This window comes from Geotalea sp. SG265 (genome assembly GCF_022808985.1).
Lineage (GTDB): Bacteria > Desulfobacterota > Desulfuromonadia > Geobacterales > Geobacteraceae > Geotalea.
Genome location: NZ_JAKZFT010000002.1, coordinates 110,045 through 128,910, shown reverse-complemented (window position 1 = coordinate 128,910; position 18,866 = coordinate 110,045). Strand labels below are relative to the sequence as shown.

Here is an 18,866-nt window from a genome sequence, read left to right as displayed (position 1 = left end):
TGGTATCTCATGTATCATGCGGCAGCTTATGAACAGAACCCTTTATCGTTATATTCTCAAGGAGATACCCCCTCCGTTCTTTCTCGGAGTTGCAACGTTTACCTTTGTCCTGCTCATGGGCCGCCTGCTCCGGCTGACGGACATGGTTGTGACCAAGGGGGTGCCCCTTGGCGACGTCATACGAATGATCCTCTATCTGCTCCCCTCTTTTCTCCTGGTTACCATTCCCATGGCTTTCCTGCTCGCTATCCTCCTTGCCTTCGGCAGGCTCTCAGGCGACAGTGAAATCGTTGCCATGAAAGCGGGTGGCATCAGCCTGTACGGCCTGCTGCCGCCGGTTTTGTCCCTTGCGGTTCTTACCTACCTGGCCGGCGCCTATATCAATGTCTTTGCTGTCCCCGAGGGCAACACCGCCTTCAAAAATCTGCTGATACAGGTGGTGGAGGACCGCGTATCCCTCGGTGTGAAGGAAAAAGTTTTCAACGATGATTTTCCTGGCATTGTCATGTATTGCGACCGTTATGACGAACCGACCCAGGTTATGACCGGCATCATGATCCAGGATGAACGTGACCCTCTTGAGCCTTCTACCATTATTGCCGCACGGGGGGCCATTCATGCGGACCACGGGACGAGATCGGTCCGACTGCATCTGGCGGATGGAAGCATTCACCGCACTTCGGGGAGAGAAGGGTATCGCCTGGTGCAGTTCAGCGATTACGATCTGCATATGAATCTGAACCAGGATGCCCAGCCGGTCAAAAGGAACGAGCAAGACATGTCCCTGGCCGAACTGCGCGCCGAGTGGAACTCCCCTTCCACTGACGACAAAAGGAAGCAGGAGATGCGCCTTGAGTACCATCGGCGCTTTTCGCTCCCCTTCGCCTGCCTGATCTTTGCACTGGTCGGCATGCCCCTCGGCATACAGAACCGGCGGTCCGGAAAGGCGGCCGGTTTTGCCGTCAGTATCTTTCTACTTCTGGTTTATTATATCATCCTTTCCGCAGCTAAAACCCTGGGGGAGAAGCACCTGCTGAGCCCGTTCCTTGCCGCCTGGATTCCCAATCTGCTCTTTCTCTGCGGCGGCATCTACCTCTTCCGCAAGACCGCCGCGGAGGAATCGATTCCGCTGTTCGACTTCCTGGCCCGTGCTACTTCGTGGGTGCGGCGGTTGACCCGGAAGGGGGACGGCCGATGACGATCTTCAGCCGATTCGTCGCTGCTGCATTTGCACGGATCTTCTTACTTTGCCTGGGCACGTTTACCGCCATTTTTCTCGTGGTAGATTTTCTGGAGAAGATAGGGCGTTTTGCCGGCGCTAATCCCGGGTACATCGCCCTCTTTTTCCTGACCAGGATTCCGGAGGTATTCTGCCAGACGTCGGCAATGGCGGTGCTGATGGCAACACTTCTCACCCTCGGCATCTTCTCCATGAGCAGCGAGTTGACCGCCATGCGCGGTTGCGGGCTCAGTCTCGGCCGCATAACCATGCCCATACTGGTTATTGCCTTCATCGTCAGTCTTCTCAACCTGGGGGTTAACGAGTACGTCCTGCCCCAGTGCATCGTCCAGGGGCAATATATCCGACAGGTCCTGATAGAGAAGAAGAGCCCCAAGCTTTTTTTCCGGCAGATGAACATCTGGCACCGGGATGGCGCCTACATCCTGAAAGCAAAGCTTTTCGAACCGGAAACTGGCTATCTCAAGGGGGTTACCCTCTGGAAGATGGAGGCGGGAATGCAGCCCGAAGAGCGATTGGAAGCTGCCGTGGCAAAACCGATGGCCGGCGGATGGCTGCTCGACGATGTGGTCGTCCGACAGTTCGGGAAGAACAACATCATCGGGACCAGCAAAATCTCCTCCGTGGCTGTGCCGCTGCATCTGAAGACAGCCGATTTTAAGGTCATGGGAAAATACTCGGACAACATGGGCATTCGGGAACTGGCTGCCTATTGCGAGAAACTGCGAAAAGGGGGCTACGACCCCACCCGCTATGTCGCCCAGATGCACGGCAGGATATCCCTGGCCTTTGCTCCGCTGGTGATGGCTTTTCTCGGCGTTCCCTTTGCAGTTCGCCGCAGCCGCTCCAGCGGCATAGCCGTCGGCATCAGCGCCAGCCTGGGCATCGGCTTCGGTTTCTTCATCCTCAATTCTATCGTCCTGTCCTTCGGCCAGGCCGGGGTGCTGTCGCCTCTTGTTTCGGCATGGGCGACCAATGCCATATTCCTCATGATCGCCATATGGCTTGCCCTGAAAGCTGAAAATTGACAAGGTTGCAGTCAGTGGTTTAATTGCCGTAGCCGCAACGAAGGAGGGCCGATAATGAGATGTGCCGCCATTGTTTTACTACTTGTGCTGTTGGGCGTCCCCCTCTGCTCTTTTGCGGCAAACGGCCGGGTCTTGCCAAAAAAGCGCGCTGTCGCCACAGAGGAGCGAGCCCCTGCCATGGGTATCCTCAGCATCATTCCCGCCCAGGGGGAGCCCGGAACCACCGTCACCCTCAATGGAACCGGATTCAGCGACAAAACGGTCGCCTACCTGGGCAGCCTCGCTATGGCCACCAAGGTGACCAGCCCGAAAATACTCACCTTCGAAATTCCCGACCTGCCGCCGGGGCTGTATGCCCTGTATGTGAAACGTGAGGACGGTGCCACCAGCAAGGCCTACAACTTTACCCTGCAGGCGCAGAAACCGGTGGTGACCGGGATTTCGCCCGACGTGGTCAATAACTGCGGGAGCGGGAGAGAACGGGAAGTCACCGTCAGCGGCAGGAACTTTCGCGAGGGGGGGCAGGTTCTGCTGGATGGTGCCGTCATAGGGAGCAGGTATCTGGGCAGGGAGGCCATTGTCTTTGCCGCACCGTCCCTGCTTGCCAGCGGCCTGCACCAGATTCAGGTGAAGAACCCTTCGGATGAAGTTTCCGGAGCCATTGCACTGTTCGTCAACAGCAGGCCTGAAGTGCTCAATGTGAGTCGGGGAGGGGACTTCGTCAACTACTACGAGCTGATTATCGACGGGCGGAACTTTCTCCAGGGCTCCATGCTCGTTGTGGATGGGACGAGATTATCCACGGGAGACGTCGTTCCCGGGGGGAGGGAACGGGTCATCTTCGCCGATTGCACTCGGCTCGTTTATCAGCGCCATCCCTACGATTCAACGCCGAAGAACATCAGCCTGCAGGTGGTCAACCCTAACGGCGAAGAAAGCCCGGTGGTCTCGGTGAATGCGCCGTAAATCCTGTTTTGCCTGAGGCCTTCGCAGTTGCAGGACCTTCATCAGTTTCAGGTTAGCTAGCCGGTGATGGTTTCCAGGGGCTGCTCCAGCACCACCAGATAACCGTCGGGATCGAAGCACCATAACTCGAAAACCCGGTACGGCTTCAATTCCAGGGGATAGAGTATCTCCAACTCCTCATCCAGCAATGCATCGTAAATCTCTTCTATTTCATCCACCCGGATATGAATGGTCATTCCCACCCCTTTGGGGAAGGCGGTCAAGCGATCTTCCAGTATGGCGTGCGCATGGAGCACCGCCGATTCTTCCACGAAGATCACCTTCCATCCGTCCTGGACCATCACCAGGTGTTCCGGCGCACCGGGAGATGTGAGGGCTCTTTCTATGGGCATCTGCAGGATTCCGCCATAAAAAGCCTCGGTTACTCCCAGATCGGAGACCACCAGCTGTATGGAAACGCGAACCTTATCCGGCATGACCTGTCACTTTCCGCCGAACCAGATGGTGGCGTACCTGCTGAAGAGGGAGAGGTTGTTGGTGAAGATAAGGACGCCGACAACCATGAGAAAAATACCGGTGATAATCTCGAAGAGACGAATGTATTTTTTGAAGCGGGCGAAGAGGACGAGGAATTGATGCAGCGCAAGGGAGGAGAGGAAAAAGGGGATGGCCAGCCCCATGGAGTAGGCGAGCAACAGGGAAACGCCACGATAGATGGTGCTTTCAGTGGCGGCAACCATGAGAATTGAAGCGAGGATCGGCCCGATGCAGGGGGTCCAGCCGGCAGAAAAGGCGACCCCGACGATGAAGCTGCCCAGGAAGCCCGCCGGCTTGCGGTGCAGGGTCAGCCTCTTTTCTCCCATGAGCATGCCGATGTCGAAGATGCCGGTCACATGTATGCCGAAAATGAAGATCAGCACACCTCCCACCCGCTGTAACAGGGTCATGTGGGATTGCAGGAATGAACCGATATAAGTGGCCGATGCACCGAGCAACACAAAAATGCAGGTAAATCCGGCAATGAAGCAGAGGGAATGGATCATCGTCAGCCTTCTGACATTGTGGGAAGGGTGCTCGGCCTGCAGGTCGCTGAAGGAAAGCCCGGTGATGTAAGTGATGTACGAAGGGATGAGCGGCAAGACGCATGGTGAGAGAAAAGAAAGAAAGCCGGCGATCAGGGCGCCGAAAATGGTGATGTTGGACGATGTCATTGCAGATTCCTTCTAACGGGCTGCCAGCTCATTGAAATAGGCCACCACCTGCGGATCGCTCCAGTCCATGCCGCCGACGACCTTTTTCACGATCATGCCGTTTTTGTCCAGAACGAAAGTTTCGGGAACCCCAGTGGTGCCGTAACGCTTGCTCACGGCATTATCTGTGTCCAGCAGGGCCGGCAGCATCATTCCCGATTTCCCGAAGAAATTTTCGACGGCCCCCTTGCCCCCCTCATCGATGGAAACGGCAAGCATCTGGAAAGGCTTACCCGCCATGTCACGGTTAAGTTTCATCATGGAAGGAATTTCTTCCCGGCAGGGGGGGCACCAGGTTGCCCAGAAATTGAGAAAGACCACCTTGCCCTTGAACTGGGAAAGCTGGACCTGACGGCCGGAGAGATCTTGCAGGGTGAAATCGGGAGCGGCTTTTCCTTCGATGGCCGGTTCGCTGCCGCGTGTACATGCAGCGAGCAGTGCGCAGAGTATCAAGGTTGCAAAAAAGACCTTCTTCATTTTTTTCGCTCCTGTGGCGTAATGTTGTACTTCTCCATCCGGTAGATGAGGGTGTGGCGGGGGATGCGCAGAAACCGTGCGGCGGCAGTCTGGTTCCAGTCGCTCCTTTCAAGCGCCTCGACGACGATCTCCCGTTCGAGCTGCTCCAGGGAATAACCCGATTCGGGCAGGTTGATGATCCCCCCCTCCGGGGCTTTCTTCGTGCCGAGAATCTTCGCAGGGATGTCGCCGATATCGATGGTGTCGCCGTTGCGCATGATCAACAGACGTTCGATGGTGTTTTCCAGCTCTCGCACATTGCCGGGCCAGTGGTAGCGCTTCAGGGCTTCCAGGGCTTTCGGTGTAAAGCTGACCCCAGTTCCGCCATGCTTGGCGGCAAAATGCTTGATGAGCAGCAGCACGTCGTCGGCCCGCTCCCGCAGAGGGGGTAGATGGACCGGAATAATCGAGAGGCGGTAAAACAGGTCTTCGCGAAAGGAGCCTTCTTCGATTGCCTTTTCCAGATCCACATTGGTGGCGGCAATGACGCGAATATCGATCCTGCGCGGCGATGTCCCCCCCACCGGCTCCACGACCCTTTCCTGCAGGGCGCGCAAGAGCTTTGGCTGCAGATCGACCGGCAGCTCGCCCACTTCGTCCAGGAAGAGCGTGCCGCCGTCGGCTGTCTCCAGTTTACCGGTCTTGTCCCGTATTGCCCCCGTAAATGCTCCCTTCACATGCCCGAACAATTCACTCTCCAGAAGCTCCCTCGGGATGGCGGCACAGTTTATGGGTACAAAGGGGCAACTGCGGCGGGACGATAGAGAATGGATCGATTTCGCCACCAGTTCCTTGCCAGTGCCGGATTCTCCCGTTATGAGGACCGTTGCGTCCGTATCGGCTACCTTTCTGACAACATGAAAGACCTGTTCCATCCCCGGTGAGATGCCGACAATGTTCCTGAATTCCGCGCGCTCAGTCAGCTCTTCCTTGAGGAGCCGGTTCTCTTCGGTCAGGCCGCGCAGTTCCAGTGCCTTTTTCACCACCAGCTTCAACTGATCACGGTTGAAGGGCTTGGTGATGTAGTCGTGGGCACCGAGTTTCATGGCCTCGATGGCGGTGTCGATGGCGCCAAAGGCGGTAATGACGATAACCAGTGTTGCCGGAGACCGCTCCTTGACGGCGGAGAGGACCTGAAAACCGCTGATACCGGGCATCTTCAGGTCGGTAATGACCAGGGACGGAGCGTGTTCGGCAAAAAGTGCCAGTCCGCTCTCGCCGTCGACTGCGGTGATCACCTCGTATCCTTCTTCCTGGAGATTGTATTCCAGGACCCGGCGCAGAGAGGTGTCGTCGTCAATGAGAAGTATTTTTGCCGTCATTGTTGCTATGCAGCCCTCGTTTGTTTAGGCGGGTAAGCTCACGGTGAAGGTCGCTCCTTCCCCTTTGGTGCTGGTGACCCTGATGGTACCGCCGTGGCTTTGGATGATCTTCTGGGTTATGGCGAGGCCCAGGCCCGTACCCCCCCGTTTCGTGGTGAAAAACGGCTGAAAGATCTTGTCGAGCAATTCCTGGTCGATTCCGCTGCCGTTATCGGCAAAAGAAATCTCCACGAGCGGTTGGTTTTTACCTGCATGGAGAGGACCGACGGCAGTGACCAAGACTTCTCCGCCGTTTCCTGCCGCCTGCAGGGCGTTCATCAGCAGGTTCAGGAAAACCTGCCGTAGTTTTTCCCGGTCTCCCCTGATCGGCGGAATGTCTGCAGGCTGCAGCCTGACTTTCGCTCCCATTGATGCTGCTTCGGCGGAAATGAATGCAATCAGCTCACGAAGCTCCAACATTATATCACATCTATTCTGCTCCACCCGTACCGGAGCGGCGAGGCCGAGAAAATCCTCGACAACCCGGTTCAGCCGATCCGCTTCCTTCAGCAGGATCTCAAGAAACTCATATTTCTTTTCGCCGGGGGTGAAGCTGTCTTTGAGGATCTCGGCTGTTCCCTTGATGGAGCCCAGAGGGTTCCTTACCTCATGGGCAAGTGTCGCCGACAGCTCTCCCAGGGCCGAGAGCCGTTCCGACCGCCTCAGTTGCTCCTCCGTTTTGATCAGCAGGTCGGCCTGCTCATGGAGCTTGCGGTAGGATTCTTCGAGTCCCTTTGCCGTTCTTTCCAGCTCTTCCCGCCGTGCTTCCTCACGCTGGGCAAGCAGGCCGGTAACCCCTCCGACCACATTGTAAAGGATGATTTCCAGATATTTTTCCAACTCCAGGGAGGGATGAATGCCCCATTGAAAGATGATGTGCGGAACATACATGGCACTGACGGCAAGTGAGGCGATCAGGCCGCCACGCAAGCCGAACCACAGCCCCGACAGAATGATAGGGAGATAATAAAGCCTCTGGAAGACGTCGTGCAGCATCGGCAGGTGCAGCGGCGTAAGGTAATGGAGCAGACTGATGCCGAGGATGGAGGATGCTGCAATGAGGATGCGGATGTTTTTGATGTGTCGCATGGAGGATATTTCTAAATGATGTGGGGATGGAAAGCAAGGTTTACCTGCAGGAAATGCCATGGGAAGGAGATTTCCGGGGCAGGATAACTGTCAGACCCTTGTGGTCCTGGGTTTGGAAGGATACCTTCTCAGTTGCCTGGAAACGACGGCAAGGGGGAGAAGTCTTTCGTGCTTTTTCAGTGCTTCGAGCATGGTCGGTCCGTCGCTTATGATGATGTCGTCATCGTCGAAAAAAGTCTGGGCAAAATAGCTGCCCTCTTTGCGACAAAAGACCATGATCTGGTATTGTGCGCCGTCAAGTTCCATGTGCGTCTGATGGATTAGTTGAACTTCGGACATTTGTACAGTCCCTCTTGATGATAGAAACAATTAATTCAAAAAAGCAGTATCTATGCCAAGAAAGGAGATCGTTCCGTGTGGCCGGTGGGGGGAAAGGGGGAAAAGGGGATTGTGTTTTAGCTGTGAAAGTTGCTATTTGACGCGGGTCAGGACGTACTCTGCAAGCCCCAGAAGGGCATCCTTCTCAGGTGATGTGGGGAACACTTCGAGATGGCTCTTGCAGCGTGTAACAAATTCGTTGGCAACGGCGACGGTATGGTTGATGCCGTCATATTTTTCCACCAGCTGCAAGACCGTTGAGAAATCGTGGTCTTCTAGCAGGTCTTTTTCGATGATGGCACCGATCTGCTTTCGTTCTTCCGCAGTGCACCGTTCCAGAGTGTGGATCAGGGGAAGCGTTATTTTCCCTTCCTCAAGATCATGGCCGATGCTTTTGCCGAACTGCTCTTCACTGGCCACATAATCCAGGGTGTCGTCCATGAGCTGGAAGGCGATGCCCAGGTCCATGCCGAACTCTTTCAGTGCCGCCTCATGCCGGGGAGACGCCTGTCCGAGAACGGCCCCCGCCTGACATGCCGCCGATAAAAGAATGGCGGTCTTTGCCTTTACCACCTCCACGTACCGTTCAAGAGTCAGGTTCAAGTCGCTGGTGCAGATCAGCTGCAGTACCTCTCCTTCGGCGATGATGGTGGTAGCGCCGGAGAGTATCTTCAGTATATTCAGATCTCCGTCGGCGACCATGAGCGAAAAGGATTTGGAAAAAAGGAAATCGCCCACAAGAACCGACGCTTCGTTGCCCCACAAGGTATTGGCGGAAGCTATGCCGCGGCGGAGATTGGCATTGTCGACAACATCGTCGTGGAGAAGCGTTGCGGTGTGGATAAATTCGATGACGCTGGCCAGGGCCACATTCCTGGTCCCGGTATAACCGCACAATTTTGCCGAAAGCAGCAACAGAGCCGGCCGGATCCTTTTGCCGCCGCTGGCGAGAACGTATTCCCCAACCTTGCGTATGAGCGGGACATCCGACTCAAGATCCTTTTTGAACTGTAACTCTACATTTATAAGATCTTCCCCTATAAGGGCAAGTGCTGCTTCCATTACCAGACCTCGGCTCGATTTTGGCCAATACTATAGGAAAGACTTAACCGTTGTCAAAGCTTTTCTGGCCGGGGCCTTGCCGGAGGCAGACCTCCAACGCCTTCATTTCTGTTGCTTTTTGAACATGCTTGAACTACCATTTCGTCGCCTTTTATTCACCTTCGGCGAGAGCCCCCATGACCAATTCTTCACCCCATATACTGGTAGTCGATGATTCCCCTTCATTTCAGAAAATGATCTGCAGCCTGCTGCTGAAAAAGGGGTACCGGGTGACCTGCGCCTCCTCTGGAGAGGAAGCGATCAGGCTTTTTCAGGCAGAAGAGTTCACCATGGTGTTGACTGACATTATATTGCCGGGGATGAGCGGCCTGAACATGCTCAAGCTGGCAAAGGAAATGAAGCCGGAAACGGACGTGGTGATAATTTCCAGCAACGCTTCATCCTTCACCGCCATAAAGGCACTCAGACTGGGGGCATACGACTATATCGTCAAACCTCTGGATGACGAGGCCATTCTCTACAACGTTGTTGCGAGGACTTTGGAGAAACAATCGCTCACGATTGAAAACCGGCGCTTGATCCGTGACCTTTCCGAAAAGAATCTTGCCCTGGAAGAGACCCTGCAGATGATGCGGGCACTGAATTCTGCCTGCGCCGCCCTGGCTTCCATTACGGACATCGGCACTATTCTGCGAAAGCTGGTGGAGAATGCGGTGGCACAATTGAAGGCGGAAAAAGGGTATTTGCTGCTGTTGGACAGGACGGGGGCCAGGTTTTCCATGAAGGTCTGCGTCGGTATCGATCATGTCTTTGCCAAGACCTTCAGCATGCACAAGGATCAAGGCATCTCCGGTTTGGTTGCTGCCAACAACAAGCCGCTTTCCATTGAATCGGACATCCCCGCATCGCTTACCGTAAGGCTCCTCGAGGAGGATACCAGCGGCGACCTGTTCAGCACGCCCGGAATACTGTCGGTGCCGTTGCAGATCAAGGATCGCGTCGTGGGGGTGGTGAATATATCCGGACGCCCTGGCGGCACTATGTTCAGCGAGATAGAGGTGGATTTTGTGACAACCCTTGCAACCTATGCAGCCATTGCCCTCGACAATGCCGGCACTTGTTACCGGTTGAGAAAAAACGGCACCTGATCTTCTTGCCGCATCAGTCCTTATCCATGACATGACGGGCTACGACGACAGTATTCCTCCCGACGGTCTTGGCCTCATACAAAGCCACATCGGCTGCATGAACCAGTGAAGTGAAGGTGTGCCCGTCTTCCGGGAATGACGCGACGCCGATACTGGTGGTAAGCCTCCCCAAGGGAAGATTTTCCTCTTCGGGGAAAACTTCTCTTTCAATGCCTGCACGGATGCGTTCCGCTACCGCCAGAGACTCCATTTTCGAAGTGCCGGGCAGAATGGCGCAGAACTCTTCTCCCCCATAGCGTGCAACCACATCCATATCCCTCAGCGATGCCTTGATTATGGCAGCGGTCTTTCGCAATACCTCATCACCGGCAATATGGCCGCACAGGTCGTTATAAATCTTGAAATGATCCAGATCTATGAACAATATTGTCAGGTTGAGCTTTTGGCGGATGCTGCGGGTCAATTCCTCTTCGAGGCGATTTTTGAGGAAACGGCGGTTATAAAGGCCTGTCAGAGCATCGGTTACCGCCATCTTTTCGAAAATGACCGATTCCTCAATGACCAGTGTCCTTTCGATTATCAGCGATGCAAGATTGGCAAAGGAGGTGAGAAGGTCCTTGTCGGATTCGGTGAAGACTCCCAAGTCTCCCTTGTCGGAGAGATTGAGGACGCCGATGGTTTTGTCCTTGAGCTTGAGGGGAATGGAGATGAGGGACTTGGATTTGAAACGAGGCCTGTTTTTGATGCCGATCCTGGTGTCCTTTTCAATATCGTTGACCAGCAGTGGAATGCCTGTTTTTGCCACCTTGCCGGCTATGCCTTTGCCCACCTTGACCGTCATGCATTGGGCTAGATTAAGGCTCATACCCATGGTAAAAACGATATGCAGGTTTTCACCGCTTTTGTCCATGAGCATGATGGAGCCCTGGGTTGAGTTGAGCAGGTCCGCTGCCAGTTCCAGTATGGTCTTGTAGAGTTCCTCCTTGTTCTCGGCAAAGAGGAGGGTATTGGTCACGGATAAGAGCCTGTTCGACAAGGCATTCAACTGCAGATGCTCCGTTTCCTTCTTCAGCTGTCTTATCTTGGCTGCGGCCTTGGCGGCTAAAAGTTCCACCAGCAAGGCATCCACAGCCTGCGGTTCGTTGTCGAAAAGGGAAATAAAGCCTATGTGACTGCCCTCGGCTTTCAGCGGGAATAAGGTGACGTTCTGGGCGCTCACTCCGCTGAATAATGCCGCCGTTTCCTCGTCAAAATTCAGAGGTTTCTTTATATGGTCCTTTGTTAAAAGTTCTCCCAGCCGGTCTTTGGCAATGTCCTCGACTCTTTCCAGTCCCATTTGACCGACAAAGGAGTAGGTTCCCCTATCTGCATCAAGCAGTGCCAGGGCGACTTTGGGGAAATGAAAGACAAAGGCGAGCAGTTCAGTAGTAAACGATACGAGGTCGTTTACCGATTTCAGCTCGTCCATTTGTTCAAGAAGACCGACGACCATTGCAAGACGGTTCACCGTCTGATCGTACAGAGACTGATACATCTCCCCCGGGTGCAATGCCGGCAGCATCTCATGGATATGCTCGGCTAACTCTTCCAGTTCGTGGACGGTTGCTACAGGTAGCCTTTCCAGTTGGCTAAGGAGGGAAAAAACATCGACTTTGTCAGCCCTCGACAGCCGCTCCAGCTGCCAAAAGTCGATCAGCTTGTCTCTTACGCCGTTGCCGACCAGGCAAAAATCGGTGTCGCCAATGTTGAAGGATACGACAAAACTTAAAAAGCCCCCGTTGTATCTATACACGGCGGTTTTCTTTGCGGGCAGTTCCGGTTTCAACGAACGCCCGATAAAATTCAGACCGATTTCATTGCTGAGAGCGTCCTGAACGATGGAACCGCAGGGTAGGAACTCATCAGCCGCAGAGGAATCTTTTTTTAGGCAAAAAAGATTAAGATTGTACTGTGCTAGAAATGGATAGCTTTTGAGTTTTGCCAGCAGTTCAGCCGGTGGGGCTTCTTGAGCATTTTCTACCATGGCCGAAGGCTCTCCCATAAAGCTTAGTGCCAGATGCGTGCCGAACTGCAAACAAACGATATCAAAGACATAATACAACTAAAAATACCAGCATTTCAGCGTTGATTTTTGCGTTGCATCATCAGGGGGAACGGATTATAAATATTGCTGTGAGCTATGTTTCGCATGAGTATATTAACTGAGAGATACGCTGTCAAGATTATGTAAACTGTCTAAGGAAGAGTATGTCTGAAAAGGAAACGAACCATAAGCTGGGCTTGCGTATTAAGGAGATTCGCCAGTCCAAAGGCATGACGCAAAAAGAGTTCGCCGATTCACTAGGAATTGTTCAGGGTTTTCTCAGCGGTGTCGAACGGGGTAAGAAAAATATTTCCGACACCCTGATAATCGCCTTGTGCCACACCTACGGGATCAACAGTGGGTGGCTCAAGACCGGGCAGGGGGAGCAGTTCCGCACATCGCACCCCAAGGCGGCGCGTTCCTCGGATGTGCCTCTCTTCAAAAAGATACCCCAGGATTTTCCCCAGTTTTTCGTAAAGGAGGATATTTGCGAGTACCTCTCCCTGCCACAGGGGACCGAAGGTTCCTATGCCATATTTTCAGCCGGTGATTTTATGGCACCCACCATCTGTGATGGAGATCTGGTGATTATTTCCACAGAAAGCGAGATCGAAAACAGGGATATCGTTCTGGTGAACAATCGGTGGGGAGAAGCCATCCTGAGGCGCTACCGGGTTGTCGGTGCTGATATATTCCTGTCGCCGGACAACCGTTCCTACGCCCCCTTCAAAAAGGACAGCAAGCTGAAAATACTGGGCAAAGTTGTGGATGTATGGCGCCGAATCAAATTTTAAGCTCTTTTTCAGAAAGCTTTTTGCTTCGTTTCACGACGCAAACTAAAAAACCTCGCGAAAGCGAGGTTTTTTAGTTTGATCTATATGGGCTCTGCTTAGATTTTCTTGACGTTTGCTGCCTGCAGGCCTTTGGGACCATTGGTGACGTCAAAGGTGACCGCTTCACCTTCGGTAAGCGATTTGAAGCCCTCTCCCACTATGGCAGAGAAATGTACAAACACATCTTCCCCATTTTCCTGCTCGATGAATCCGAATCCCTTTGCATCATTGAACCATTTTACTTTGCCCTGTGCCATTTTTACTGCCTCCTTTTGTTGCCTCCGGGTCTCTGCCGGATCATGTTAATACTGCAGTTTCCGGAGTCTTGGGCAGGAAAAACGTCAAAGTCGGAGCTTTGTGTGTTTCCATCGACCATCGACAAACGAACTTCCGAAACTTGCCGCAAAGTAAAATTAACAGTATGTAATTACTTTGTCAAGAGCTTTGCCCGTATTTTTTAAAACATGTTTATTCTGCCGATGAATGCCATCAACAGGCCGTAGTGCTGGTGGTCGAACTGGAAAGTTATGCGGGGGAGCTCAAGAAGGTCCGGCTCATCCTGCTCTTCCTGCAGCGGGGCTGTTGCGATGATTTTCGTGCCGGCATGGTGCAGTTCGGGAAATTCCTTTTCCAACTCGTCGAGGTTTGCCCTGGTAAGTTCCTTGTTGAGTCTGACAATCAATCGCCCATTGACGAACCGCAGAGAATGGTAATTGCGGTAGAACTCCTCGATGACGCTGACCGCTTCCTTTTCACTGCGGGTAATGGTGAAAATGGAGAAATCCTCGGCAGAAATGAAGCCCCTGCCCAGCATGCGTTCCTTGATGAAAATGAACCACTGCTCCCAGTAGCCATCCTCATCGTCAATGAGGACAAGGGGCTTGGGCGAGGTCTTGCCGGTCTGGATCAGGGTAAAAACTTCCATCGCCTCGTCCAAGGTGCCGAATCCTCCTGGAAAGACGGCAATGGCATCTGCTTCCTTGACAAAGGCGACCTTGCGGTTGAAGAAATATTTATAGGTAATCAGGCGGGGGTTTTCCAGCATGAACGGGTTGGGGGCCTGTTCGAAGGGTAGCCTGATATTGACGGCAAAGGAATTCTCGCCTCCGGCGCCTTCATTGCCCGCCTGCATGATGCCGGGGCCGCCGCCGGTGATGATCATGTAGCCCTTGTCGGCAAGCAGCCTGCTGAACCTGACACATTTCCGGTATGCGTCCTCATGGGGTTCAGTCCTGGCCGAGCCGAAGATGGTAACCTTGGTCTTGTGTCGATACGGTCCGAACACCTTGTTGGTGTAACGCATCTCCTTCATGGTGTTGCTGAGAAGCTTCAAATCGGCAAGATAGTCCGTATCCTGCCCCGCCTTAAGCGCCGAAATAATCATTTCCCGGACAATTTCCCGATGATGAATATCCCCGGCTATCCCGATGAGGGTATCTATTGCGTCATCTATCGCTTCATTCGTTCTATTGAAACTCAGTTGCATATGGGTTCCTTTTAAATTAAGACAATATATCATTTGCTCGGATGTTAGGCAAATGTTTACTATTATTGAACAAATATTAAATTGATTTGTTCGTGGTATTTGTTTACATTACGGGCGCAACGCAACGTTACTCATTGAAAGGATGCATTTTTATGGGAATGACCATAGCCGAGAAGATATTCACGTCGCACCTGGTGGATGAACCCTTTGCGGGAACCAGGGTTTTGAAGCTGGATGTTGTCATGTGTCATGAAATCACCACCCCCATAGCCATTGATGACCTGATGGCCAGGGGAAAAGACCGGGTCTTCGATCCCGGCAAGATAAAAGCGGTTATCGATCACGTGACTCCGAGCAAGGACAGCAAGACCGCCACCCAGGCCAAGATATTGCGTGACTGGGCACGCCGGCACGCCATCCCCGATTTCTTCGATATCGGTGCCAACGGTGTCTGCCATGCGCTCTTTCCTGAAAAGGGCTATATCCGTCCCGGTTACACGGTCATTATGGGTGATTCCCATACCTGCACCCACGGCGCTTTTGGGGCTTTTGCTGCCGGTGTCGGCACTACCGACCTGGAGGTGGGGATTCTTAAAGGGGTCTGTGCCTTTCGCGAACCGAAGACCATTCGGATCAATCTCAACGGCACGCTTCCCAAAGGGGTCTATGCCAAGGACGTCATCCTCCATGTCATCGGCACCCTTACGGTCAACGGCGCTACCGACCGGGTGATGGAGTTCCGCGGCCCGGTGATAGACGCGATGACCATGGAGTCGCGGATGACGCTGTGCAATATGGCCATAGAGGCCGGCGGAACATCTGGTATCTGCATGCCTGACGGGGTGACGGTGGATTACCTGTGGCCCTTCATCGAGAAGGAGTATGCCTCACGGGAGGCTGCTCTGGCGGCATTCAAAAAGTGGTGGTCAGATGACGACGCCGTCTACGACCGTGTGGTGGACATCGATGTGTCAGCCCTCGAACCGGCGGTCACCTTCGGCTATAAGCCGGATCAGGTTAAGGTCATCGGTGAAATTGCCGGTACCCCCGTCGATCAGGTCTACCTGGGCTCGTGCACCAATGGCCGCCTTGAGGATCTGCGTGTTGCAGCAGCGATTCTCAAAGGAAAGAAAATCGCCCCGTCGGTTCGCGCCATCCTCTCGCCTGCTACGCCAAAGATATACCGCGATGCCCTAAATGAGGGGCTGATTGCCGTCTTCATGGAGGCGGGTTTCTGTGTAACCAATCCCACCTGCGGCGCCTGTCTGGGGATGAGCAATGGAGTCCTTGCGGAAGGGGAGGTCTGCGCTTCCACCACCAACCGGAATTTTATGGGGCGCATGGGCAAAGGGGGAATGGTGCACCTCATGTCACCCGCGACTTCGGCGGCTACCGCCATCGAAGGTAAGATCGCCGATCCGAGAAAATATCTATAATCAGTGAGGGAGAAATATATGAAAAGCTTTGCAGGCCCAGCGCTCTTTCTTGACCGCTCCGACATCAACACGGACGAGATCATCCCTGCCAAATACTTGACCGAGATTACCAAGCAGGATTTGAGACCATACATTCTGGAGGACCTCAAGCTGCCGGGGTTCGATCCAAAGGGGGAGAAAACCTCCAGTGCTCGGGTCATCGTCAGCCGCGCCAATTTTGGCTGTGGCTCCTCCCGTGAGCACGCACCGTGGGTATTCGAAGTGAACGATATCAATGTCGTCATCGCCGAATCCTTTGCCAGGATCTTTCGCCAGAACATGTTCAATTGCGGTATGGCAGCCATCGAATTGCCGAAAGAGGGGCTGGATCTTCTTTTCGGTTATGCCGGGTGTGAAGACGCTGCCATAGCGGTGGACATCGAAGCCCAGAAAATTACCGCCAACGGAGGAGGAAAACAGCACGTGCTGTCTTTTGAGATTTCTCCCTTCGATAAAGCCCTCGTTCTTGCCGGAGGCTGGGTCGACTACGCCGACAGCAAGTACTGATTCGGCTCCGTCACTTGATTTGTACCGAAAAGACCCGCCTTCGCCGGGTCTTTTTTGTTGACTAACCTTTGTTCATGAGGATAATATTCCCAGTCTCCCTGCCGGGTTATCGTACTCACTTCGCCCGGGAAAAGGGCATCCTCCCGGAGGGGTATGCATAATATAAAAACAGCCATAGTTGTCGTTTTTTTCTTGCTGATCATGGCAACGGCTGTGTTCGCCGGGACCGGCGACAACGGTGCCGATACGGGGACGATCTTCACCTTATGGCCTTTGGTGGACTACCGGGACAGCCCGAAGGACCACTACCGCAACCTTTCCCTGCTGGGCCCGCTTTTAAAGTTCCAGCAGAACAAGGATGATCACGACACCGCCGTTCGGCCGCTGCTTTACCGGACTGCGAACCCGCAGAACGAAACCAGCTCGACCGATTACCTGTATCCTCTGGCATCCAGGACTGTCTCTTCCGAGGCAACCACCTTCCAGGTCCTGAAGCTGGTGCAGAGCAACACCTACCGCAAAAATGAGCCGGAACGGGAGCATGACTCCATGTTCTTTCCCTTCTACATCAGTGGAAGGTCGGAAAAATACGGCCCGTACACCTCCGTTTTTCCGTTTTATGGTGATATCTATGAACGGTTCTGGCGAGACGAGTACCATTACGTACTCTTCCCCCTTTATGGCAGGACGGTAAAAAAAGGTACCACCACCCGCAATTACCTTTATCCGTTCTTTTCCACGATCCGGGGCGACCGTGAGAGCGGCTTCCAGTTCTGGCCTCTTTATGGGCAGGCTGCCAAGGAAGGCTCCTACCGCAGACATTTCGCCCTCTGGCCCTTTATCTTCGTGGAGGACCAGGGGCTGAATACGGATAACCCGACCCACAAACTGTCGGTACTTCCCCTTTATTCGGCCACCGACTCGCCTCAGAAGGTGTCACGGTCATACCTCTGGCCTTTTTTCAGCTACACGGATGATCTTGTCGAGGATCAGCATGAGGTGGATTACTTCTGGCCCTTCTGGCTGACCGTGCGCGGCAGCAAGAAGAATGAGACGAGGATGCTTCCGTTCTACTCCATTGACCGGGGCAGAGAATACCTTAAACGCTGGTTCATGTGGCCGCTGCTGAGACACGAGGAAATCCGCTCCGCCTCTTACAGCCAAGACCTGGACCGGGTGCTCTTCTTTCTCTATTCGGACAGCAGGGAGACCTGGTCCAAAGACGGCGGCGAACGGCGGCGCATGGCCTTCTGGCCGCTCTATATTTACAGGAAGGATACCCGCGGGGTTAAGTCCCTGACCCTGCCCGCGCCGGTGGAACCCGTGTTGGACAGGGAAGGGATAGAGAAGAACTGGGCGCCCCTGTGGCGGATTTATCACCAGCGCTGGAATGACGCCGGGGATTCAGCAGTGTCGTTCCTCTGGAACCTCTATTGGCATGAGGTTCGTGATGGTGCCGTAGCATACGAGCTCTTTCCGCTCGTTCAGTTCCAGTCCGGCAGCAGAATGAGCGATCTGAAACTACTCAAAGGGCTGGTGGGATATCGGAACAGCGATGGAGCGAAGCAGCTGCGGCTGTTATGGCTTCCCTTCGGCTTCAGTTGGGGAAACACTGCTGCAAAGAGCAAGACAGAGGCGACTGCGACGCCAAGGAGCATGCAATGATGGCTGGTGCCATTGACAGAATAGGTAAAAGGATCATCGTGTTCCACGAGATCATCGGCGAAATGCTGATTCTTTTGGGCCAGACGGTCTACTTTTTCCGGGAGGCGCCGCGCAACATGGCCAGCATCTTTGCCCAGATGGCCATAATCGGCTATGAGACGCTGCCGGTTGCCTCGGTCATGGCCTTCTTCGTCGGTATGGTTCTGGCGCTTCAGACCGGCGTCGAGCTCAACAAGTACGGCAGCCAGGACATCATCGGTGCCATCGTGGGGCACTCCATGGTCAGGGAGCTGGGGCCAGTCATGACCAGCTTTCTCGTGGCGGGTCGGGTCGGATCGGCAATGGCTGCGGAACTTGGCGTTATGAAGGTTTACGAGGAGATCGATGCCCTGAAAACCCTGGACATCAACCCGGTCCGCTATCTTGCCATGCCCCGCTTCATTGCCTGTATCGTCTGTGTTCCCGCCCTCGTTATCTATTCCGACTGCATCGGCATCATCGGTGGCGCCATCATCAGCAATCTGCATCCAAAAATTTTCGTTTCCTATTCCACCTACTATGACAGTCTGACGGCAGCCTTGAAGTTTCACGAGATCGGCAACGGACTGATCAAAGCCTTTGTCTTCGGCGCCATTGTTGCGCTAGTTTCCTGCTATGTTGGATTCAAGACCTCGGGGGGAGCCCGAGGGATCGGCATCTCGACGACACGATCGGTGGTATTGTCCTTCATGCTCATCCTGGTGGCCGACTATTTCCTCACCAGGCTTTTGATGTAAGAA

The 18,866-nt window shown here is 53.9% G+C and carries 19 protein-coding genes; 9 read left to right on the top strand and 10 right to left on the bottom strand.

The window, feature by feature from the left end; genetic code table 11:
• Positions 1–28: 28 nt before the first annotated feature.
• Genes lptF through ML541_RS03055 form a run of 3 tightly spaced genes read left to right on the top strand, consistent with a single transcriptional unit; the run spans position 29 to position 3,234 of the window.
• Positions 29–1,198, top strand: a complete 1,170-nt coding sequence (lptF, locus tag ML541_RS03065; RefSeq protein ID WP_243370673.1) for an LPS export ABC transporter permease LptF — start codon at positions 29–31, stop codon at positions 1,196–1,198.
• Complete coding sequence (gene lptG, locus ML541_RS03060) at positions 1,195–2,268, top strand: LPS export ABC transporter permease LptG (RefSeq protein WP_243370669.1); 1,074 nt, start codon at positions 1,195–1,197, stop codon at positions 2,266–2,268. Before lptF ends, lptG begins: the two co-directional genes overlap by 4 nt.
• 54 nt (positions 2,269–2,322) lie before the next feature.
• Positions 2,323–3,234, top strand: a complete 912-nt coding sequence (locus ML541_RS03055) for an IPT/TIG domain-containing protein (RefSeq protein ID WP_243370666.1) — start codon at positions 2,323–2,325, stop codon at positions 3,232–3,234.
• Positions 3,235–3,290: 56 nt separating this feature from the next.
• On the opposite strand, the gene ML541_RS03050 is transcribed toward ML541_RS03055, so the two are convergent.
• From ML541_RS03050 to ML541_RS03020, 7 genes are all read right to left on the bottom strand, one after another.
• On the bottom strand, positions 3,291–3,710 hold the full coding sequence (locus tag ML541_RS03050; RefSeq protein WP_243370663.1) for a VOC family protein: 420 nt from the start codon (positions 3,708–3,710) through the stop codon (positions 3,291–3,293).
• Positions 3,711–3,716: 6 nt separating this feature from the next.
• A complete protein-coding gene (locus tag ML541_RS03045; RefSeq protein ID WP_243370661.1) occupies positions 3,717–4,445 on the bottom strand; it encodes a cytochrome c biogenesis protein CcdA in 729 nt (242 codons plus the stop codon).
• 12 nt (positions 4,446–4,457) lie between these two features.
• Positions 4,458–4,961, bottom strand: coding sequence for a TlpA disulfide reductase family protein (locus tag ML541_RS03040; RefSeq protein ID WP_243370658.1), 504 nt, complete (start codon positions 4,959–4,961; stop codon positions 4,458–4,460).
• Entirely contained in the window at positions 4,958–6,322 is a 1,365-nt protein-coding gene (locus tag ML541_RS03035) for a sigma-54 dependent transcriptional regulator (protein ID WP_243370655.1), read from the bottom strand. The genes ML541_RS03040 and ML541_RS03035 overlap by 4 nt, the downstream gene beginning before the upstream one ends.
• Positions 6,323–6,346: 24 nt before the next feature.
• Positions 6,347–7,450, bottom strand: coding sequence for an ATP-binding protein (locus tag ML541_RS03030; protein ID WP_243370651.1), 1,104 nt, complete (start codon positions 7,448–7,450; stop codon positions 6,347–6,349).
• 90 nt (positions 7,451–7,540) lie between these two features.
• Positions 7,541–7,789, bottom strand: a complete 249-nt coding sequence (locus tag ML541_RS03025; RefSeq protein ID WP_243370648.1) for a hypothetical protein — start codon at positions 7,787–7,789, stop codon at positions 7,541–7,543.
• A gap of 132 nt (positions 7,790–7,921) precedes the next feature.
• A complete protein-coding gene (locus ML541_RS03020) occupies positions 7,922–8,890 on the bottom strand; it encodes a polyprenyl synthetase family protein (protein ID WP_243370644.1) in 969 nt (322 codons plus the stop codon).
• 176 nt (positions 8,891–9,066) lie between these two features.
• Here ML541_RS03020 and ML541_RS03015 point away from each other — a divergent pair, with 176 nt between their 5' ends.
• Positions 9,067–10,038 carry a response regulator gene (locus ML541_RS03015; RefSeq protein ID WP_243370642.1) on the top strand — a complete coding sequence of 324 codons (972 nt, stop codon included), beginning with the start codon at positions 9,067–9,069 and terminating at the stop codon, positions 10,036–10,038.
• Positions 10,039–10,051: 13 nt separating this feature from the next.
• Here ML541_RS03015 and ML541_RS03010 read toward each other — a convergent pair whose 3' ends face one another.
• Positions 10,052–12,061 (bottom strand): sensor domain-containing diguanylate cyclase, encoded by a 2,010-nt coding sequence (locus ML541_RS03010; protein ID WP_243370639.1) that lies wholly within the window; start codon positions 12,059–12,061, stop codon positions 10,052–10,054.
• A 224-nt stretch (positions 12,062–12,285) separates the two neighbouring features.
• On the opposite strand from ML541_RS03010, the gene ML541_RS03005 reads away from it, so the two are divergent.
• Positions 12,286–12,915: an XRE family transcriptional regulator gene (locus ML541_RS03005; RefSeq protein WP_243370635.1), complete on the top strand. Its 630-nt coding sequence runs from the start codon at positions 12,286–12,288 to the stop codon at positions 12,913–12,915.
• 95 nt (positions 12,916–13,010) lie between these two features.
• Here the strand turns inward: ML541_RS03005 and ML541_RS03000 are convergent, their stop codons facing one another.
• Together ML541_RS03000 and ML541_RS02995 are read right to left on the bottom strand one after the other, a co-directional pair.
• Entirely contained in the window at positions 13,011–13,211 is a 201-nt protein-coding gene (locus ML541_RS03000) for a cold-shock protein (protein WP_243370632.1), read from the bottom strand.
• Between the two features lie 200 nt (positions 13,212–13,411).
• Positions 13,412–14,440 carry a TIGR00730 family Rossman fold protein gene (locus ML541_RS02995; RefSeq protein ID WP_243370630.1) on the bottom strand — a complete coding sequence of 343 codons (1,029 nt, stop codon included), beginning with the start codon at positions 14,438–14,440 and terminating at the stop codon, positions 13,412–13,414.
• Positions 14,441–14,592: 152 nt separating this feature from the next.
• Here ML541_RS02995 and ML541_RS02990 point away from each other — a divergent pair, with 152 nt between their 5' ends.
• The 4 genes from ML541_RS02990 to ML541_RS02975 all read left to right on the top strand — a co-directional run bounded on the left by ML541_RS02990 (position 14,593) and on the right by ML541_RS02975 (position 18,863).
• On the top strand, positions 14,593–15,876 hold the full coding sequence (locus ML541_RS02990) for a 3-isopropylmalate dehydratase large subunit (RefSeq protein ID WP_243370628.1): 1,284 nt from the start codon (positions 14,593–14,595) through the stop codon (positions 15,874–15,876).
• Positions 15,877–15,894: 18 nt separating this feature from the next.
• The gene (locus ML541_RS02985; protein ID WP_243370625.1) at positions 15,895–16,422 is read left to right on the top strand and encodes a 3-isopropylmalate dehydratase small subunit; all 528 of its coding nucleotides are present in this window, start codon (positions 15,895–15,897) and stop codon (positions 16,420–16,422) included.
• 153 nt (positions 16,423–16,575) lie between these two features.
• Positions 16,576–18,087, top strand: coding sequence for a hypothetical protein (locus ML541_RS02980; protein WP_243370623.1), 1,512 nt, complete (start codon positions 16,576–16,578; stop codon positions 18,085–18,087).
• Positions 18,087–18,863 (top strand): ABC transporter permease, encoded by a 777-nt coding sequence (locus ML541_RS02975; protein ID WP_243370619.1) that lies wholly within the window; start codon positions 18,087–18,089, stop codon positions 18,861–18,863. Before ML541_RS02980 ends, ML541_RS02975 begins: the two co-directional genes overlap by 1 nt.
• The last annotated feature ends 3 nt before the right edge of the window (positions 18,864–18,866 follow it).

What these genes read in the sequence shown, in the direction of transcription:
- ML541_RS03000 (WP_243370632.1), bottom strand. Translation starts at nt 13,211, where the DNA reads ATGGCACAGGGCAAAGTAAAATGGTTCAATGATGCAAAGGGATTCGGA.
- lptF (WP_243370673.1), top strand. Translation starts at nt 29, where the DNA reads ATGAACAGAACCCTTTATCGTTATATTCTCAAGGAGATACCCCCTCCG.
- ML541_RS02975 (WP_243370619.1), top strand. Translation starts at nt 18,087, where the DNA reads ATGGCTGGTGCCATTGACAGAATAGGTAAAAGGATCATCGTGTTCCAC.
- ML541_RS02990 (WP_243370628.1), top strand. Translation starts at nt 14,593, where the DNA reads ATGGGAATGACCATAGCCGAGAAGATATTCACGTCGCACCTGGTGGAT.
- ML541_RS03030 (WP_243370651.1), bottom strand. Translation starts at nt 7,450, where the DNA reads ATGCGACACATCAAAAACATCCGCATCCTCATTGCAGCATCCTCCATC.
- ML541_RS03020 (WP_243370644.1), bottom strand. Translation starts at nt 8,890, where the DNA reads ATGGAAGCAGCACTTGCCCTTATAGGGGAAGATCTTATAAATGTAGAG.
- ML541_RS02995 (WP_243370630.1), bottom strand. Translation starts at nt 14,440, where the DNA reads ATGCAACTGAGTTTCAATAGAACGAATGAAGCGATAGATGACGCAATA.
- ML541_RS03055 (WP_243370666.1), top strand. Translation starts at nt 2,323, where the DNA reads ATGAGATGTGCCGCCATTGTTTTACTACTTGTGCTGTTGGGCGTCCCC.
- ML541_RS03015 (WP_243370642.1), top strand. Translation starts at nt 9,067, where the DNA reads ATGACCAATTCTTCACCCCATATACTGGTAGTCGATGATTCCCCTTCA.
- ML541_RS03045 (WP_243370661.1), bottom strand. Translation starts at nt 4,445, where the DNA reads ATGACATCGTCCAACATCACCATTTTCGGCGCCCTGATCGCCGGCTTT.
- ML541_RS03010 (WP_243370639.1), bottom strand. Translation starts at nt 12,061, where the DNA reads ATGGTAGAAAATGCTCAAGAAGCCCCACCGGCTGAACTGCTGGCAAAA.
- ML541_RS03035 (WP_243370655.1), bottom strand. Translation starts at nt 6,322, where the DNA reads ATGACGGCAAAAATACTTCTCATTGACGACGACACCTCTCTGCGCCGG.
- ML541_RS02985 (WP_243370625.1), top strand. Translation starts at nt 15,895, where the DNA reads ATGAAAAGCTTTGCAGGCCCAGCGCTCTTTCTTGACCGCTCCGACATC.
- lptG (WP_243370669.1), top strand. Translation starts at nt 1,195, where the DNA reads ATGACGATCTTCAGCCGATTCGTCGCTGCTGCATTTGCACGGATCTTC.
- ML541_RS03005 (WP_243370635.1), top strand. Translation starts at nt 12,286, where the DNA reads ATGTCTGAAAAGGAAACGAACCATAAGCTGGGCTTGCGTATTAAGGAG.
- ML541_RS03050 (WP_243370663.1), bottom strand. Translation starts at nt 3,710, where the DNA reads ATGCCGGATAAGGTTCGCGTTTCCATACAGCTGGTGGTCTCCGATCTG.
- ML541_RS03025 (WP_243370648.1), bottom strand. Translation starts at nt 7,789, where the DNA reads ATGTCCGAAGTTCAACTAATCCATCAGACGCACATGGAACTTGACGGC.
- ML541_RS03040 (WP_243370658.1), bottom strand. Translation starts at nt 4,961, where the DNA reads ATGAAGAAGGTCTTTTTTGCAACCTTGATACTCTGCGCACTGCTCGCT.
- ML541_RS02980 (WP_243370623.1), top strand. Translation starts at nt 16,576, where the DNA reads ATGCATAATATAAAAACAGCCATAGTTGTCGTTTTTTTCTTGCTGATC.